Origin of the sequence: Acinetobacter sp. YH12226, from assembly GCF_013417805.1 — a bacterium.
Lineage (GTDB): Bacteria > Pseudomonadota > Gammaproteobacteria > Pseudomonadales > Moraxellaceae > Acinetobacter.
In genome coordinates this window covers 59,320-78,742 of record NZ_VPDG01000012.1, presented here as the reverse complement: position 1 = coordinate 78,742, position 19,423 = coordinate 59,320, and the positions used below count along the sequence as shown (strand labels likewise).

The following is a 19,423-nucleotide window of genomic DNA, read 5'->3' as shown; positions in this document are numbered from 1 at the left end:
TGACTTTAAAGAAGACTTTATTTGGAATGTTGATACAGATTCTAAAAAGGACTCTTAAAACCAGGAAGGCCACCTGTCATAAGGATCAAATATGGACCAAAGCCCTAAACAAGATAATTTTGACGAGCAAACACTTGATCAACTGCAAGACGGCCAATCATTAACTTTCAATGAGGGCCTGGAACAGTGGGATGATTTAAGTTTGGACGGCGTGGAATTTCAATCCATCCAGCCTACGCCACAACAAAACAATGTTGCACAAGATCAATCGCAACAATACCAGTCTGAACCATATCCCAATGATCCCCTATCTGAACCTCCATTAATGGAAGAACCGCCAGTCATGCAAGATGATGGGTATCAAAATAATCAGTATGATCAGTATGATCAGTATGAACAATATGATCAGCCTATGGGCGGTAACTCTGTACCTCCTGGGCACCCAGATTATGATTACGCTCCCCCTCTTGAAGATACTCGGTTGAACGATGATGAACCGATGTTTTTTGACGAAGGTGATTATGAGCGTAGTAGTTACCCGAATTACGAGAATGAACGGTCCATCATTCCTGAAAACACGTTTGATCTTTCCGCTGTCACTGTCAATGATTTAGCTGAACTTGATCCTGTTCTGATTGGTAAAGTATTTGATGCACTTGAGCAAAGAGAGCCAGCCAGTCAATTAGAATTCTTTGCAGACATCGGGCTTGATCTGCAGAATGATGATGATCTTAAGTTTATTGCGGCTCTGAATAAAATCCAGACTAAAAACGCACTGGACCAAGGATTAGGCAATATTGCTGAAAATAACAGTTCATTGCCAGTTGAAGACCGTGTTTATACAACTGCAGACTCTAAATTATACCTATCAGACAATGATCCTGATTTCCTCCTTTCCAAAGAAGAGAATCCATTTGAAGCCGTTCAAGTGGCTGAAAAAACCCTCTTTAACTTTGAGACAAAATCTTTTATCACTCAGCCCTACTATGGTTTAAGCCTGAAGGGTGCAACTAAAGAAAATGCCCTCAACTTCCTGAGTAATCGTCAATTCGCGATTGAAGGCCTGATTAACCAAAACCAAGTCGTGCGTGAAGCAAAACAGCAGATCTACAACGAAGTTACGGGTGCACCGAATACCTATTTTTCAGGTGAATTAACCGATAAAAACCAAATTAACGCATTGATGCGCCAAGTGCGTGACTTTTGCTTAATTCGTGGGATTGAAGCTGAAGAACTTGGCTTAGTGCCAAAATCTATCGTCATGGATCAATGGCGTGTGAATAGCGACCATACAGCTGCTCGACTTGAACAACTTGAGATTCACTATCTTGAATTCAATACGGACACGTTAACCAAGGAAGTAATTCAGTTATTAGAAACCCGTGAACATAGCGACCAGTTACAAGCTGCTCTACTTTTGAAAGAACATAAAGAAAATCAGAAGACTAAAGAGACAGTAAAGGAAGATGTTGAATCAGCTGATCCGAATGCACCAAAAGGTACACCAAAGAGCACATTAAACATTGCTGGTGGTCCACAAGACAAAGCAAGTTTGGCTGCAAGTAGCGTTGCCTCTAAAAGCTTTAAGGATATGCGAAATGAGGAAGGTAACGAACGTCCTCCTTTAGCGCGTGAAAATAGCCACGGCCATCCACGAACGGTCGCTGATGAACTCGCTGCGCTCAGTGCAAAAATGATTGCAGTCATGATTGAACTGGTTAAGAAAACAATCAAGTTGATCATTGCAGCGATTATGGCCATGTTCAACAAGAACAAAAGCCTTGATAACCTGAAAAACATTTGGGATAAACCAATCAATCCTGATGTTACCGTTAAAAGTAACCATCCAGACGCACAACAACCCGAACAGCTTGCCAATACAGCCGATAAATCAAAATTGACTGAACTTGGTAAGAATGCCGATATTTTAAAACCGATCTCTAAAGAGCAAATGTTGCCTCTTTTAAACGATCCATATACCACTCAACTGAATAAAGACCGTGACGGCGTTACCTTAGAAGAATTCGATCTAAATGTCGGTAAAGTCTATGCCATTGACGGTGAACAATACATCGTGATTGATGTAGTCGGTAAGGATTCTGTCGAAGGTGTTGAATCCTCTACCCCATTTATCAAACTAGTTAAAGAAGCAGATTTACCGCCTCAAGTGGAAGGTAGCGATGCACCTACCCCGATTACGCCGTTCTATCTAGAAGCGATTGAAGACAAAGTAACGTTTCTCTCAATTGAAGAACTGCATGAAGGCATTAAGTCTGAAAAGATCCATGAGTTTGAAGGTCGCTTTTTTGAACCCATTTGTTCTCAGTACTTAGAACAAGCACGTATGTTCCTTGGTGCCGAATATCCATTAGGGCAAGATCCAGAACAAATGACTGAAGAAGCCAAAGCTTCATACAAAGATCAGTTTATTCAACGTGCCTATCAATCAGGTCAAATAATTTCGGATCAAGTAAAGAAAGTCAAATCTAAACTTTCAAACCTTTTGGGTAAGTTTAAAGGCAATACTGCAGAACAGTCGGCAACTCAATCAGCACCGCAAAGCCAAGACCAAAACAATGACGGTAAACCAATGAACCCTTATGACAGTATTTATGTTGATCATGATTCTGACTTAGAAGCATTCTTTAAAGACCGTCACAACAATGTTTCTTATGCTGAAATTGAACAGTTTGTCGGTATGGTTTATGAAGATGAAACAACCCAAACCAATATGGTTGTTTTGGATATAGCTTCCGATAATCTGGATAAACGTGCGATCGTTGTGCCTCTTTCGGTGATTGAAGATCTCGAAAATATCACTGAACAAGATGTGCTTTATCTTAAAGACATCGTGAATGAATCCTCTACCGTTCCACTGTATGAGCTGGAGTCTGTCGAGCCGATAGACGAGTTAAATGCGCTTGGTAAATTTTCAAGTGAATATTTAGACAAGCTCAAAGCCGATACCATCAACAATACTGCAGAACAGACTAATACTTATGCCAGATCTGCCGAACGTGAACTTGAACTTTCAAAAATGATTTTGGAAGGCAAGCTCAGTGTTGTAGGTGCCATGGTGAAAACGGATTACGGTCAATTCGTGGTACTGACTTCAGATTCGGAAGGTCATAAATCAATTGCACCCGAATACAACGCCGTGGCCATTACTAACCTTGATCGTCAAATTACCACGGAAGATATTATTAATGCCGGTATTACAACGATACCGCGTAAAGATATTTTAGAGTGGAATACTGTCACGGCGCTCAATGAAGAATCTGCCAATCAGGTGACTTATTTAGATCCTGAAGTTTACCAGGCAGTAAGTAATGCAATTCATCAAAATCGCGAAAAAGAATTGATTCAAACTTTGAGTACGTTACAACCCTCTGCAGCACTCAATAGCATCGGTTCAAAAATCATTACGCAAGATGGCAATACATATATTGGTCTATGCGCCAAAGATGATGGCAAATCAGGCGAGTACTACGCCGTAAAAGCTCCAGATAATCAACTCTCCCCGATTGGCGCAAGCTATATCAATGATGTTGGTGTTGAAGTCATTAGCCGTAGTCAAATTGCTGAATTTCAGAATGCGGAAAATAATCAGCAACAACTAATCAGCCATGATGTGTTTGTTACATTGCTAAATGCAGTCAATAACAGCAATGAACAAGAAGTACTTCACCTCTTCTCTAACTTGGACCAGGTGAAACAACAAATTAAAGATTCGTTATTCAGCGAAAAGGAAAGTGAAAAAGTGATTGAACAAAATCAATTTATTGAACAACTGAAAAACAATAACCTTGTGAAAGCCGATCACATTAACGCGCTTAATCAAATTGCTGATCAGATTCAAAATACGCAACTGAAAAATGTTGTTAAAGGTATGGCCTCAACCGTTGTTGCGCCTGAAAACTCTCAAAACGAGATGTATGTTCAAAGCTTTCTACATCTCAACCAACGCCTAGACACGTTACAACAAGATTTAAAGCTTCAAGCAGCATCAAATCTTATGAATGCTGAATATAAGCAACTTTTTGAATGTATGGATGATCATCTAGTACTACCTACTGCGTATGGTGATGCCAAGTTTGTAAACCTTAATAGTGTTGAGCCTCGTAGTGTTGAATTTAGAAACTCGGCTGAAACAGGTCAAATCTTTGACAGCTTCAACGCCGTGATTGCCGAAACAGGAAACGTGGAAATTGCGCTTCAGCACTTAAAGCAAGAGATCTTAACCGATCACTATATCGCTGCGATTCATGAGGATGTGAAGTTACACCGTCTAGAACAGCAAGACATGGAAAAAATCAAAGAAGTGAATCAGATCCTTGAAGCTGATTTTGATAAAACTGGCCTACGCTTAGAAGCGCTCCAAGATGGTTTGAATCTCAATACTAAAAACTACTTAGACCAAGTAAAGCTTGAGAAAAATACGACATCTCAATTTTTGAGTGACCTTGATAAGCATATAGATTTAGAAGTCGCACGTAGAAACGATCATGACAATGATCAAACATTGGGGCGTTAATCATGGATCTCTATAAAAACGTAACTGGCGACATCGATGCGATGATTACTTTTGATAAAATCTTAGGTGGTTTTGGTCAAAATACAGTGAATACCACGCGTGAGCGTGTTCAAATCAACTCTAAGCATGAAAAGGTAGAGCGTGAGATTGAAGGTGCCAGTCCGTACCTTAAAAGCGATTATGAGCTATTTGTCGAGCATCACAATATGTTGATGCAAGAGTATCGGGCAACTCAGCTACATTTACGCAATATCTTAGAAAAGAAAAATGAGGTTAAAAGCATTCAAAAGCTTGCGGATCTCTGCGAACGGCACCAGTGCTCCAACATCGCTCAATTATTCGTTGAAAAAAATGAAGATGAATATGTATTGCAATGCTTTCAAGACTTTCAGCAAGACTTAGAAAACAATAATGCTCTCCGAAAAGACTTTAATCACTTTTCAGACTCGTTTGAAGCCTACCGATACAATATGGAGATCTGTAATAAGCTTTCTGGTATCGATCAGCCGTTTACCCTTGAACGTCCGAATGACAGACAGTTGAATTTCGTTATCCATAGTCATGAAAACATCAATAAAACATTGTTGGACTATCAGGCGAAGATCATTGAGCAACAAACAACTGTAGACCAGCTCAAGCAAGATGCTTCCTATACTGCCCTATTTCCGATCGCAACCAATGATAAGAACATGTTCTCAATTGCAGCGACCGAAGTTTATGTAGAACAGTCACCAAAATATCAAGACTATCTTAAGGTCATTAAAAATGAGCTTAAGAACATAAACGAAACGGGTAAAAATACGTTTAGTCAGCATTACAAAGATACTATTACGCAAAGCAATCTTGAAAACGTTAAAACTAAAGAAAGCGCTTCAACTTATAGCAATGGGTTTTAATTAATTTTAAATAAAAACATTTAGGGTGTTTTAAGATAGAATCTAAATACCCTTTAATGGAGTTAAACATGATTCAAACTAAAATCACTGAACCGACAAGAACGCCGTTTAATCCTCATGGTTTTGCAGATGCAACGCCTTTACATGCGTTTTACTTGGAATTATTAGAAAAGGGATTAATCCATAAAGCTCTTGAAGAAGGTAATTTGGAATTTGAAAACCAAAACTTGTTCATGACGATCGATTGGGAATCAATAGACGTTCAAATGGATGCTTATACGTTTGATGTGAAATTAGATATTGTATGTGGCGTCATACTTGATGAACAAAAAGTCACGAATAGCATTCAAGTGTTTATTAATGAGCAAACTTTGTTTATAGCTTCAGCTAAAACCTTTAACCCTAAATCTGGTCTAACGCAAAGTCTTAACTTTGATATTCCTTTACGTGTTTTAAGTCAAATGGGCTATTACGCCCTACCTCTCAAAGAGGACTAAATCGTGGGAATGAGCATAGAAAGCCAAAACATAGCATTGTCTCAAGAGCCTACAACCTTTGTACCAGAAGCTTTTGTACACTCTATTAACTACTTTTGTCAGACCTTAGAGAACACTTTTCATTTTGATAAGCGTTCACTCAATTTCTTTGAACCAGGTACACCAAAAGAATACGGCTTGTATCTTACTGAACAGCATTGCCTTGTTTTTTTGAATGCTTGCAGTAGTGGCTATCTTGGCGAAACACGCAAAGTTACCAGCTTCACCGCTTTTGTGCTTTTAAATCAAAAAAACAATGAATCTGAAATGCTCGACATCACGTTAAACGATCCAAAACGTGTAGAGGAACATTTCAAAACTGCGTCTAAAGATCAGATCAATATTTACTTAAAGAACGTGCATGAATTAAGTAATTTTCTGAAAAATAAGTACTCGGATTCAGGTTTTTTAAAAGATATTGTGACTGAGGAAGGTTTTTCTAAAACCCTAAAGCCATCGGTTTTACAGGAATGCTTAAAAGAGGAAGTAGAGCTAATTAATACTTTAATGTGTTTGGTTAGTACTCAGTTTATATATATTACGACAGCTATTATTTTTAAGCGTCCTATTTTAAAAGAATTCATAAAACTATGTTTAACCAATGAGAAGTATATACTACAATATGGTGAAGAATGGTATTATGATTCTATATATAAGTTCGCTAAAAGGATATATGAGTTAAAACACCTTATAGCTACCTTATATTTAAGTAGTGAAGCTGTAGTAAAAGATGTTGTAGTGCTTTGCGAACTTGCTTCTAAAAAACATTAATCATAACTCTTTTAAAGGGCTAGATATGCGTAACAATCACAAGAAAGCTAAAAGGCTACAACAAGTTCGGGGCAAGACTTTAAGGACTAACCCTAATCTACAAAATGTTAAGCCAGCTTTTAAAACTAAAAGTGCTTTAAGCATTTTTGTTGCTACCGTTATTGGGTGTTCAAGTGCTATTGCAGTTCAACAAAGTTCCGTTGCTTCTGTTACCAGTAATACTCAAAACATGGGTAACTTAAACATCGCAACATCATCGACCATTGCAAGTAGCTCTGGTGGTGATACGCCTTTGTCGAATTCAAATAGCGGATATTATTCGTCTACCAGTTCTAATTCGTCATTCAACTCTACTGCTGCTGAAAACAACTTCATGGCGGTTAAAAAAGGTGAACAAGCAGCTGCTCAAAACATTCAAACCAATATTGAATCATGTGCAACTGATGGGATCGGTAAAGTCGTTAAAGACAACTTAGATCTACAAATGACGGTTTGGGGTCGTCCAATCGATATTAACAAAATGTTCAGTCCAGCTAGTCAAGGTGGCTGTTTTGCTGACATCGGTAAAATCATTGACCTTTCTGTGACTATTCCATCACTTGATACAATCATCAATGCAGCGCAACAAATGGTTGTCGATTACGCGACTAAAAAAGCGTGTGACGCAATGAAAACTGCAAGTACTGAACTTGTTGGCCCATTGAATGATGTTATAGGTGAAATCAACAAAGCTGGTCAATATACTGATGTATCGGGTGCGCTTGGTACTGCTGTGAATGGTCAACTTGGTAAACTTGATCCTGGTCTAGTTATGCCTAGCGGTGCTTTTGAGGGTGGAGATACTTATACAATCAATGGTAGTAGCTCGACTAGTCCAGTTTCTTATTCAACTGATCAAAAAGCCAGTACTAGCACACCGTCTAACGCAAAAACTTCAAGTTCAGAATCTACTTCTGTCACCCAATCAATTAAAGACTTTTTCTCTTAAGTTGGGGGTGGTATGAAAAATAGAAATAATCTGCGTAAAAGAAGAATTACTGTTAATCAGTTTTCACCTGTTAAAGCAATTGCGGTGGGTACTTTAACGGTTGGTCTATTATCCGTACCACTTTTTACCAATGCTTTTAGTCTTGGCACTATCCTTTCTGAGCTTGCAATACAAGCTCAGCAATTGATGGTACGTTCTGCTGTGCGTGTATCTACTCAACAAACAGCGGTCAGTGCAAATCAAATTGTTGATAACCAAACGCGTGATTCAGAAATGATCGTTGCTGGTATTCAAAGTGTCGATAAAAATATTGAGATCAAAAAAGCGATTTTAAATTCTGGTACGAATGCTGCCCTCCCTGATTCAGCTTTTTGTACGGCTCTTGAAGAACGTGAACAAACCGATCTCAATAGAAACTTAAAAGACTTTAACGTTTCTAAATACATGCAAGATGTTTCAGGGAAACTTTTCTCAAATTCAACAGATGAAGCAACCTCACCATATGCGTTTCACTTGGCGACCTCGTGTGGCGTAGAAGAAGCAAAAATGGGTGTCTGTAATTTGATTCCAAATGGTCTGCAGTATGGCGACATTGATACTGCTTTTGTTTTTTCTCGTTCTCGACTTTCTGAACAGCAAGCGACTGTTGCATTGAACTACTCGTCAATTGCATCTAACAACGTTGTTCCAGTCGGATTGATGGAATGCTCTTCATCAACTTGCGTTGATTTTCAAAATAAATACATGGCTGGAAGTACTCTTTCATCACTGGCTAACTATTCGGTGGCTAATAATGTGATGCAACGCACTACACCAAACTCCAATGCTTCAGCCAAATTCTTTGAGTAATGACTATGAGAAAGCGTAAAAATACTTTAAGACAGCCTAAAGGAAAATCAAAGTTTGTACCTGTCATTTTAGGTGCAACTTTGGTGATTAGTAGTCCTGTTTTTGCTGAATGGGCTACGGTTGGTTTGGGTACGATTATGAGCGAGATGTCTTCTCAGATTCCTAAGCATGCAAGCAACCAAGCAAATGATATTCAACAAGTATCTCAAAGTACCCGTAGAAAGTTAGATGATTCGACTGAAAACATCGTTGCAGCGCTTAAAGTTGCGGTGAAGCAAAAGGCGCAAGCTGCTAACCAAATTACCGATGCGACAACTAAAAACACCCAAACTATTGCCTCTGGTATTCAAGCGCTTTTACAGTCAGATACCATGAAAAAAGCACAATTTGCTTATGGCGCCAATACTGGTCAAGGCTTTAAGTCTTGTGAGGTTTTGGCTGAAAATACAAATATGTCGAGTGCATCTGGTCAAGTGATTGATCAAGCAGCTGATATGGCGACTCAAACTTCTCAAGTCGGCGGTAAATTAGTTGGCTCTCAACAGGAAGTGATTAATCAACGCCTAAACGTGCATAAAGCTGAATTCTGTACGGTTGCTGAAGCACAAGCTGGTCAATGTACGTTGTCTAAATTACCGGGTGGCGATACCAATGCTTCCCTACTGTTTAAGTCTGTTGCACCTGGCTCAAAAGAAGCTCTTGCAAGACATTACGTGCGTGAAAACATTTTAGGTACACCAGATAAATCATTGTCTAATGCAACGGCACGTACTCCAGCTGGTCGAGATTATTTGCAAGCAACCAACCAAAAAACAGCTTTACTTGCTATGCCAGCGTATAGCTTGGCGGTTATTGACGCGCAAAATACAAAATCATTCAAAGATATTGACGGCAAAATGGTGTCTGCCAACGATTTGATCGACCAAACAATCGCACGTTACTACGGTGGTCCTGAAGCTAAAAAATGGCAAATGGCGATGGCGATGCAAGATCCACGCGGTCTACTTAAAGAAGCCAATATCATTAACGGCGTTTCTGTTTATTTAGATCTTCAAACTTACAAGCAAAGTTTGCGTGAAGAAGGTTTATTGTCTGCATTACTTTTAGCGAAATCTCAGCCGATAAAAGATGATGTGAAAACGAAATACGGCCAGTCAGTGAAAGTTAAGCTTTCACAAACTATGCCTCAATTTTAAGGAGACTAAATAATGCGTACTCCGAAAAGAACATCACGTAAAGTTATGAAAGCGCCACAAGCGCACGGCTCTCGTTCAAAAATTAGTGCACTCGGTTTAACCCTCGCCATTATTAGCGGTTCTGCATCTGCTTATTACTGTGCTTCCGTGGGCAACCCGATGGCAGTAAATACCTTGAATATGCTTATTCAACAGGCTGATGCGGTGGAAAGCGCTGCGTTACGTGCGTTGGACACAAACTTATCTTTGGGCATTAAAAAGCAACAAGATGATGTGACGGCAGCGATTAAGATCCTGACGAAACAAGAGGCTGTATCTGCTCAAGGTATTTCAGATAACGCACATAAAAACGCACAAAGTCTTGTAACGGCGTACCAAGCTGTTAAACAAAGTGAGCAAATGAAAAAAGCTCAATTTGAGTTTGGTGCACATGGCCAAGCATTTAAAGCGTGTGAAGTTTTAGGCGATCGTGAACAAGCTCAACAAGACAATAAATCTGCTGATAGTTCAATTTTAAATAAAGTTGGCTCTGAAGTGGTTGCTGCGCCTGGTGTCTACATGAACCCTCACAAAGCACAAGAAGCTATGTTACAAGCTCATAATGAGTTTTGTACCACTTCTCAGGCTGCGTCTGGACTATGTGGTGCTGCTGGTGAAAATGCTGGTCTAAGTTTACAAGCTTCAACTTTATTCACGACTGCAGCGCCAGACACGGCGATGGCTCGTGCTCAAAATGCATTGATCAACAACATGGTTGGTCTACCTGATGCTCCAATTGACGGTAGAATTGCGAAAACATCTGCTGGTCAAGATTATGTGATGGCTAAACTGGCGAAAGATGCTTTAACTTCTCCAGCAATTACCTCTTTGAAAGCAATTCAAGCGCAATACTCCCCTGTTGCTGGTGGTGGTACCAATAGTCATGATTCAAGTACCAAACTTGCACCGATGCAACACTTGGAAAAAAGTGTCTCTCGTTATTTAGGTTCAGGGCAAGATTACAAAGACTTTGCTAAATCACAAGCGATTAAAGATGAACGTGGTTTGATGGTCGATGGTTTAATTCAAAGTACTGAACGCTTGAACTTGCAATATCAACAATACAAGTCAAATGAACGTAAAGAAGCGGTATTGGCTGCGCTAGTTTCTGCTGAAAGCAAATTAACTGACGGCTCAATTGAAGTGACTGATCGTTCTAAGTCTACGGGTAACATTCGTAGGATTGCACTTTCACAAACAATGGCAAGTAAATAGCCTGATTTTTTCATTATCAGGCTGATAATGAAAAAAACTTAAAAAAAAGGGATGGTTTTAAGCCATCCCTTTCTTTGTTTAAAACCCTTTTAGATAGTTTCTTTATATAAATTCTCTTATAATCTTTAGTATATACCGTTCAAAAGTAACCGATGGTGCTTTGATATTTTAATTAAAAGATGCTTATACATATTGCCATGGAGTTTATATGTCAACTAAAAAGAAATGGTTGGATCTGAGTAGCTTTGGCGCTCAACTTGTAGTAACCCCTAAAACTGATTTAAGAAACCAAGCAGCCATTATTAAGATTAAAGATGTTGAGCTTTTAGAGAAAAAGTTGAACACATCCTTAAACAGCTTCTTAACAGGTTTAAAAAAGACTGGAAAGTTTGTTTATATCACCAATGAGCAAAATAACGACCTTAGTTTTATGTATAAGAGTTCGCAAGATAGTCTCTCTCTTGCTGACATAAAATCTGTTTTTCCTTACGACTCTAAAAATGACCTCATTGAAATGGATATGTCAGATATATATCTGCAAAACCCAATGAGTAGTGCTGAAAAAAACCAGTGGCAATCCCTATTTGAACTCAATAATCAAAAGTCCGTTGTGCTTTACCAAGCAAAACAGCAAAAACCGTTTGCCCCAAATACAACCATTATGGGTGCGGTTAAACAATTCAATAAAGCAGATTTAGGCTGGAATAAGCTACCGACATTACTGCAGTCCGTAGATCCATTGCCGTTGGCTGATTTAGACAATTACGGGTACCAAGCAGATAAAACACTGACTCGTTATTATGTTGATAAAGAAGCAGCGCTAAATGCTGGACTCATAGAAGATACGATAGAGCCTATTGAACTAAGCAAACAGCTAGTGATTTCGGTTAATTCAGGCGGTGAAGTACTTGCCCTAAAAGATATTACGCAAATTCCTGAGCTGACCAATTATAAAATATCTTCACATCCAGCATGGCCAGCGTATAACAGCTTACCGAAGCAATTTATTGATATTCGAGAGCTGAATAAGGGGCTGAATACGAGCATTGATCCAATTGTGAATGCGCTTAGATCGGATGATCATGCCGTTAATCACCAAGGATTGATCAAGCTTCAAACCTTAGTCACGAAAATCAATGACTGTTTGTATTCATACGAAGAAAACAGCATCCCGTCAGCATTGGCACCATTTGGTATAGAAACAACTGCGTTACAGCTGGTGGACAATGATTGGAAAGTTTGGGAATACAACAACCAAACTTTAGATGTAGAAGAATTCGACCTTGCCGATAAGATTAAGGACCTGATCCAAAGCGTTCAAAATAATATTAATAATTTAAGAACATTTGATCCCTACTCAATTGGTGATAGCAGTTTTGATCGTGAATTAATTTATGAAAGTTTGGATGACATCGGTACAAGTTTAGAAAGCTTGGATCTCAATCAAATTAAGCAAACCATACCGCCTGAACCTAAGGTTCCAGTAAAACGTTTGTTCAATCGAATTGATCACTTTTTTAGACACACCAAGTTTAAGCCGAACATTCCAGAACCAGTCATTAAGGACTCTTTGACTAAACTCGCTTTAATGCGAAAAATTAAGCAAGAATACCTACAAAAAATTGCAAAGCTCAAAGAAGAACGTCAAGCGATTGTTGAAGCGAAAGCAACACATACCATCAGTGAGCGTATTGAAAAAGCGGTTGCGATTCAAGTCGCTGTTGCTACTGAAAATGCGTATGTTTTGGATCAGCAAGCCTATGACGATCAAGCTTATGAAATGGAATTGGCATTAAGTCAGTTAAACATTGCTTCTACGCGTCTGAACAATCTTTATGATAGTTTTTTTGATTCAGTGATAGACCGTGAAGAATACGGCACGGATCTGGATAACTTCCTACAAAGCGTTGTCACCGATGATGAATTGCAAGATGAAATGCAACGTCTATTGGATGAGGCGAACGAGTTTGAAGCTACTCACACCTCAAATGACATTGACATTTATCATTTCAACGTTGATCTAGGTGAAGAACCTAACGGGCTTTGGAATGAAGCTGTTAACCAGTTTGATGTGGTTCATTATTATGATGAACAAGATCAAGAGTTATCTGCAGTCGAAAAGTTTGAATATTCTATTTTGGGATATTCACCATCTCAAGAATCTGCAATGCCAGATTTTAACGATATGGTGTTCTCGAATGCTGTATCAGTGCTGGATAACAGTATTGAGGACATGATTGCGACCAGTGCTGAAAATGTAGGTAAAAACTACTTTTCATTTCATCAGCAAATGCCTCGTATTCTTCAACAACTGCATAGTATTAATAGCCAATTTACGGCGCTTGGTGATGGTGATGCCCATAGCATTGCATCACAATATTTATCGGATGAAAGCTTAGAGCGATTCTATAACCTGTTAGAACAGGACGGTAACTACAAGGGTTTTAATAAGCGTATCGATGTGGCTCATGTGCTTTCTGAGCTGAGTAGCAATATTGGCAACAATCCTGACTCCCCTATCCTTAACCGATTACCTGATATTAGGTCGCAACTCAATCATGCGATAAATGAGGAATTACGTGTACGCACGAATCCTGGTAATGCACTGGCCAACGCGATTGTTTTTGCTGCGACCAATGAAGTTTTGTCTTTAAAAGAAACACTCGAAAAAGATGAAATCTATGTGGTAGACAGCTTTCAAAACTATCTGCCTAAGGTGATACATAAAGACCACTTCAACTCAAATACACAAGAACAGCTTTTTGCCTTAAATAAAAAGGTCGCGGTAAGTATGGCGTATAAGCGCTATCTACAAGACTTTTATCAAAATGCCGTGGGTGAAGAGTCTAAATCTGAAGCGGTTACTGCCATTATTAATAATGAGCACAAGCATATTTTGATGGCACTAGGTTATCTAACACCGACCTACAATGAAGTCACGGCGCCAAAAGACTCGAAAATTGAAAATGTCGTCACGTTGACTGAAGAAGCGGTAAAAACCTACCTAGCTGAAGGTAACGCTTTGATGGTTGAGCCTGAAGTTAGCGCACGTTCTTTGGCGGTGTATAGCAGTACGATAGCATCTGATCAGAACTTCATTCGCTTACTGCCGATGGATCTAGGTCAAAAGGTTAGTTCATTACAAAAGCAAAAAACCATTATGATTAATGGTGCTTCTTCGTTTGAACATATCCTGAGCTCTAATCCGATCAGCAAAAACAAGCTGACCTATGATGACCTTAAGAATGTAATTCTTAATCGTATTTTGACCAAGGAAGCGGTACCGAAATATGAAAAAGGCTTAAAGCTTGATATTGAAGTTAAGAATGTCTATGAGCATGCATCAAGTTTCTTGCCACTTGAAAAGACCGATGTTAACAGTGAAAATGACTTTGGCAATCTCTTTAAACATGGGCTTGTGCTTGAAGCATTACAATCGACTCCAGACTCACTCAAGAATGGATTTAACCTCAACCGTGATTTAATCAATTCTGCCCTACTGCAGTCATTTGAAAATCGTTCTATTGAAGAATGGACGGCACTAAAAAATAAATCTCTCGAGACAAAAACGGGATCTCTTTTAAGCATTATCACCAATCCAGAACGTATCAAAGAGTTTGAGTTTCCTGAGATAAATTTTTATCTCACGGTTTCACCAGCTGATGAACAAAAGCACGGTGCGATTAACTTATATTTCAGCGGTGAACAGATTCCGTCTACCGATCGCTTAATCGTTAAATCAAGTCTGAATGACTTAGCTGCAGACGATAAGGCGCTGTTTAAAGCTTTGACGCTTAGCAATGATTCAGTTTTAAGTACGCAAGAGCAAATGCAGTACTTGATCGACTCATTAGAAAAACGCTATCAGATCTTCCAGTCGATCGAAAACCTACACCTTAAAGAAAAGGTATTGTTTAACCCTGAGTTGGACGATTACAAGGCATTAACTTTGCGTGATGCCGATAATCAATACATCGATCCAACGGCGAAACAAGATCTAATCGATTTTGTGAAAAGCAATGATGTGATGACCAATGTTGATTTGATGAACGTCTTTACCGACTACATCCATCAAAAAGAAATGGATCAAGCGTTTGAAAACGGCTCCAAAATTATTGTGGCCAATGACGGTGCTGATTTAGTGATTTCTGTCATAGATAAAGACACACCAGTTTTACAGCATGATCAATTACGGGTTTTTGATAATGTTGAGCAGTTTGCTAAATTCAACGAGCGTGGTGGATTGTTTAAAGACTTCCAGTTAAACGGGATAAAAGCGCATCTTGTGGACCAAGTATTAAATGATCTTGGGTTACGTGAAAACATACTGCAGACAATCAAGGTGCCATTATCACCCGGTTTTGAAAATATTGATGTTAAAGGCCTTAATGAGATTGTGGCTGTTAATATTTCAACATTGGTCAATAAAATTGATTTTACCTTTGGTGAAAAGCTACTTGAATCTAAAGACCGGTTCGATCTCGCGATTAAAGTTGCCGATGATCAATCTCCGTTAAAACTGGCCATTGTGAATAATGCCGAACATCAGCAATTTGTTGATCAAGGCTATAAAATTCTTCCTACGCCAAAGCACCCGAACTCTAAGAACTTCTTAATTACTGATTTTGCAAAATCATTCAAAAAAGCAGAATTATTTAAGTCTCGCGATCAAGTATATAAACCTGAACATATGGTTCAAAGCGCACCTGTTGTAGAAGTTGCCCAAGAACCATTGGTTGAAGAACCGATCGTAACTGAACCTGAAGTTCAAAAGCCTACTGAACCAGAAGTACAGGAAGCAACGGTAGAAGTTGTAGAGCCGACTGAGCCAGTTGCTCCAGAGCAAACATCACTGTTTGAGTCTGAGGGTAAGCCTGAAGCTGAAGCACCAAAAGAGCCAAAAACAACCAAACCGAAAGCCACTGAGTCACGTTCTGAAGTTGGACTTATTGAAGATACGGGTATGAAAATGCCTGGTGCGAAAAAGGATCTGTATGGTCCACGTTTATCGCTCAGTCAGATTCAAGATATGTCGCTTTTGCAAGTCAAAAACCTAATTACGCGTGACAAAATTTGGAAAAAGGAATCGGTTTTACAAGCAAAAGAAGCTGGTCGAGATATTTACATTCACTTGCTGACTGACGCTGTACGCAAGATGACGAATGATCAGCCACGTTATCCGCTTGAAAATGCCACTGAAGAACAGTTTAAAAAAGTAGGTGCTGGATACTATGACGCTGTTTTAAGTATGCGTGATGCTTTAATGGAAGCAAAAACAGTTCGTGAATTTATTCCTAATGCATGTGATTTATACGTTCGTTTGAATGAAGACAAAGATCTGTTCACGGCGTTTAAATCATTAGATCGGTCATTATTTTCATTGGTAGAAAGCTATGCTGAATATGCTGCCACTGACATGATTATTAGTTCTGAATTGGCGAAAACCGATAGTAGTGAAGCACGTAAAACGCTCACTGAAGCACTTCATCATTTACGGAAAGAGTTACCGCCAGTTAAAGGCACCTACTCTATCTATAAAAAAATACGTAGTGCGATTGATGCCAAACCGTTCCAAGACAAAGTAAAAGCGACTGTTACTTTTAGAAGTGGCAACATTATAGATTCGAGTACGCTATTTAGCAGATCTGATGCTGGTCTATCTGAACAAGTAATGGATCTGTTAACTGCTAAAAAAACCAAAGACGCAACTGCAGAGAATGATGATACTCAAGAAGTCTCGTTATCTGAAAAGAATGTATCGAACATTGTAGATGACACGGCGAGTACCTTAGATGCCCTATTCAAAGAGTATGCTAAGCCTCGTACTATGCGTAAGGCATTCAAGCTCAGTGATGTGGTTGTGACGGAAAACATTGCTTCACGTAATGGCCAAGATGTTACAGCACATACCTTGCAAGCGACCTTTGGATTTAAAGCCGTAGAGTTTGGCGAGTACTTGAACCAGAGCGATCGTCAAATCGCATTAAATAACGCATATGACGGTTGTTTCGCTCTTGCTAAGGCACTTGATATAGATCCGAAATTTGTTGGCTTTAACGGTATGTTGGGTGTTGCTTTTGGTTCGCGTGGACGTTCCGCTGCGATGGCACATTACGAGCCATCTAACCGTGTGATTAACTTAACCAAGAATTCAGGTTTTGGCTCGTTTGGTCATGAATTTTTCCATGCCTATGACCATCTCATTTTTAGTGCGATGACACGCAATCAACCAAAAATGATGATGGAAAACGTACAGCCTTATCTAACTCGTTTTGCAGAATTGAATAACATTAAGTCTGAGAAGTATGCCAACATTAACCAAGATTTGTTGCAAGCTGCAGCCAAAGTAAATCAAGCGATGTATTACTTGCCAATGAAAAAGGATGACTCGATAGAAGTACTTCGCACGAATCTTGAGAATCAAGTCAAGTTTTATGAAACCAGCATCAAAACGATTTTGGATAAAACATTGGTAGATCAACCTGACATTGTTGATTTGTTTACGCCAGATAGAGACAGCATAAAAGAGAAAATTAATACGTTTATTGCGGAACGTGGCAAGTTGCATACTGAACTATCTTCATTGATTAACTTCGCTAATCGTCATGAAGATCCTGAACTTTTCCAAAAGGACGCCATACAACATAGACGTTATATGCACGTTGCCCAAGGCTTGCATAAGTTCTTGTCTGAAAATGAGTATCCAATCCCACGGACTGAGCTCAACAAATATATCTCGCAATCTCGTTCTGAAATTGATCATGATCGTGTCTTTGCAGCGCAAGTACTTGGTGCAGCGAACAGTACAGTCTTTAGATCAGTTGTATTCCGTGATTATCGACAAATGTTGCGTAGTCAGTTTGCGATATGTGCACTCGACTTCATCAAAGAAAACAGCCCTAAACCATTGTCAGATGAACACTTAAAGTTAATTTCTTTAAGCTTACAGACGAACGATCGCTTAACATCAACTAATCAATCTCAGCTAAAAACTGATTTCTACAAAAATGCGATGGTATTAGAGGGCTTAACAAGTGCTAAGAAGCCGTATTGGACGACCGCACATGAAATGTTTGCCCGTAGTGGTGAGCAGTACTTACAAGTGACCTTAGCAGAAATGAACTTGCGTAATGATTGGCTTGTTTACCCATGTCCTGAAGGTGGTTCATCTTCTGTAACTCAACCGCATGGTATAGAAAAAGATGCAATCATGAAGGAGATTCGCGAATTTACGGTGAAAGGCCTGGACTATATTCAGGAAAATATTGCTGAACTGCGTTTTGCTGATCATCAGCAGTATGTCAGAAATGCAATGCACTTCTTCCAACCGGGTACAGATCAACATGAGAACCTAGTTAAATGGAATGAAGTCATTAATGAGATGTCACAAGCTGAATACGATGAATATTGGACTAAGCTCATGACCAACATTGAAGTACAAGCAGATCCAGAATTAAGCAAACAAAAGAATAGCGATCCTGAATTGGCACTATAAGCAATTTTGAGATCTTGGATGCTATCCCCTGTGGGTGGCATCTTTTTTTTATTTAAATCTTATAAATGGAATCAGGGGGCACTATGGCAATAGCAATTCCAAAGCAATTTGCTGGTTTTGGTCTAGCAGTTGCAATTATATCTGTGGCTAATCATTTCGGATTGGTCGATCTCTTTGCTCAAAGTGCTACACGGGCAATATCGAAACAAGCTCAATCAGTAGAGTCAGCCAATCCAGGCCAACCGAATGAACCTGAAAACGGTCTACAAATGGCAAAAGACTATGCTGAACATCAAAAAATGGTAGCCAATAGTGCAGCCATGCCATTTAAAAAAGAAGTGATTAATGTTTCCAGTATGGAAAACACACAACATTTTGGTCCTGTTTCAATGGAATCTCAAAATGTTGATACTGTGTTTATCATTCGAGATAAGGCCACTAAAAGGTTACGAGCCGTTGTTCAGGTACCCAAAAAGCAAACTGTCAATATATCTCTTCCAATTGGTCAATACACCATTCAATATGCCCAAAACAATTATATTAAGGATGCTCCATGGCAAGGATTAAATAAGTTTTGGGGATACGGCACTACCTTTTTAGAAAGTAACCTTGAGCATAATGTTACCTTGGTCCAATATCCGAATAATAGTGGCTACTTTATTCGTGGTACTGGAATTATTGTAGGTGTAGAAGATGGCACCCAACCAGACGAACTCGCTAAAAACGAATTTGTTAAAATGTAACCATCAGCTTTAAGCAAGATGTCACCTATACGGTGGCATTTTTATTTATAAAAAAAGAAAGAATAGTGCACGGTTTTAGATGGTTTTATTAAAAATGATAGGTATTTAAACAGTGCTATTTACTCGGTATATACTATTTTAAAGAATAACGCCTAAACCCT

The 19,423-nt window shown here is 39.1% G+C and carries 10 protein-coding genes; all 10 read left to right on the top strand.

Going from position 1 to position 19,423, the window contains the following annotated elements:
* Window positions 1–91 precede the first annotated feature (91 nt).
* The 10 genes from FTV08_RS11880 (at window position 92) to FTV08_RS11835 (ending at window position 19,262) form a co-directional block, all read left to right on the top strand.
* Window positions 92–4,534: a hypothetical protein gene (locus FTV08_RS11880; RefSeq protein WP_180087403.1), complete on the top strand. Its 4,443-nt coding sequence runs from the start codon at window positions 92–94 to the stop codon at window positions 4,532–4,534.
* Between the two features lie 2 nt (window positions 4,535–4,536).
* Window positions 4,537–5,430 (top strand): hypothetical protein, encoded by an 894-nt coding sequence (locus tag FTV08_RS11875; RefSeq protein ID WP_005028694.1) that lies wholly within the window; start codon window positions 4,537–4,539, stop codon window positions 5,428–5,430.
* A gap of 68 nt (window positions 5,431–5,498) precedes the next feature.
* Complete coding sequence (locus FTV08_RS11870; RefSeq protein ID WP_005028693.1) at window positions 5,499–5,927, top strand: hypothetical protein; 429 nt, start codon at window positions 5,499–5,501, stop codon at window positions 5,925–5,927.
* A 9-nt stretch (window positions 5,928–5,936) separates the two neighbouring features.
* The gene (locus tag FTV08_RS11865) at window positions 5,937–6,737 is read left to right on the top strand and encodes a hypothetical protein (protein ID WP_024160804.1); all 801 of its coding nucleotides are present in this window, start codon (window positions 5,937–5,939) and stop codon (window positions 6,735–6,737) included.
* A 25-nt stretch (window positions 6,738–6,762) separates the two neighbouring features.
* On the top strand, window positions 6,763–7,725 hold the full coding sequence (locus FTV08_RS11860) for a hypothetical protein (protein ID WP_005028689.1): 963 nt from the start codon (window positions 6,763–6,765) through the stop codon (window positions 7,723–7,725).
* 12 nt (window positions 7,726–7,737) lie between these two features.
* The gene (locus FTV08_RS11855) at window positions 7,738–8,574 is read left to right on the top strand and encodes a hypothetical protein (protein ID WP_005028686.1); all 837 of its coding nucleotides are present in this window, start codon (window positions 7,738–7,740) and stop codon (window positions 8,572–8,574) included.
* Between the two features lie 5 nt (window positions 8,575–8,579).
* Window positions 8,580–9,770 (top strand): hypothetical protein, encoded by a 1,191-nt coding sequence (locus FTV08_RS11850; protein ID WP_005028684.1) that lies wholly within the window; start codon window positions 8,580–8,582, stop codon window positions 9,768–9,770.
* Window positions 9,771–9,782: 12 nt separating this feature from the next.
* Complete coding sequence (locus tag FTV08_RS11845) at window positions 9,783–11,024, top strand: hypothetical protein (RefSeq protein WP_180087402.1); 1,242 nt, start codon at window positions 9,783–9,785, stop codon at window positions 11,022–11,024.
* Window positions 11,025–11,232: 208 nt separating this feature from the next.
* Window positions 11,233–18,519, top strand: a complete 7,287-nt coding sequence (locus FTV08_RS11840; protein ID WP_151532484.1) for an LPD1 domain-containing protein — start codon at window positions 11,233–11,235, stop codon at window positions 18,517–18,519.
* An 83-nt stretch (window positions 18,520–18,602) separates the two neighbouring features.
* Window positions 18,603–19,262 (top strand): hypothetical protein, encoded by a 660-nt coding sequence (locus FTV08_RS11835; RefSeq protein WP_005028677.1) that lies wholly within the window; start codon window positions 18,603–18,605, stop codon window positions 19,260–19,262.
* Window positions 19,263–19,423: the final 161 nt, after the last annotated feature.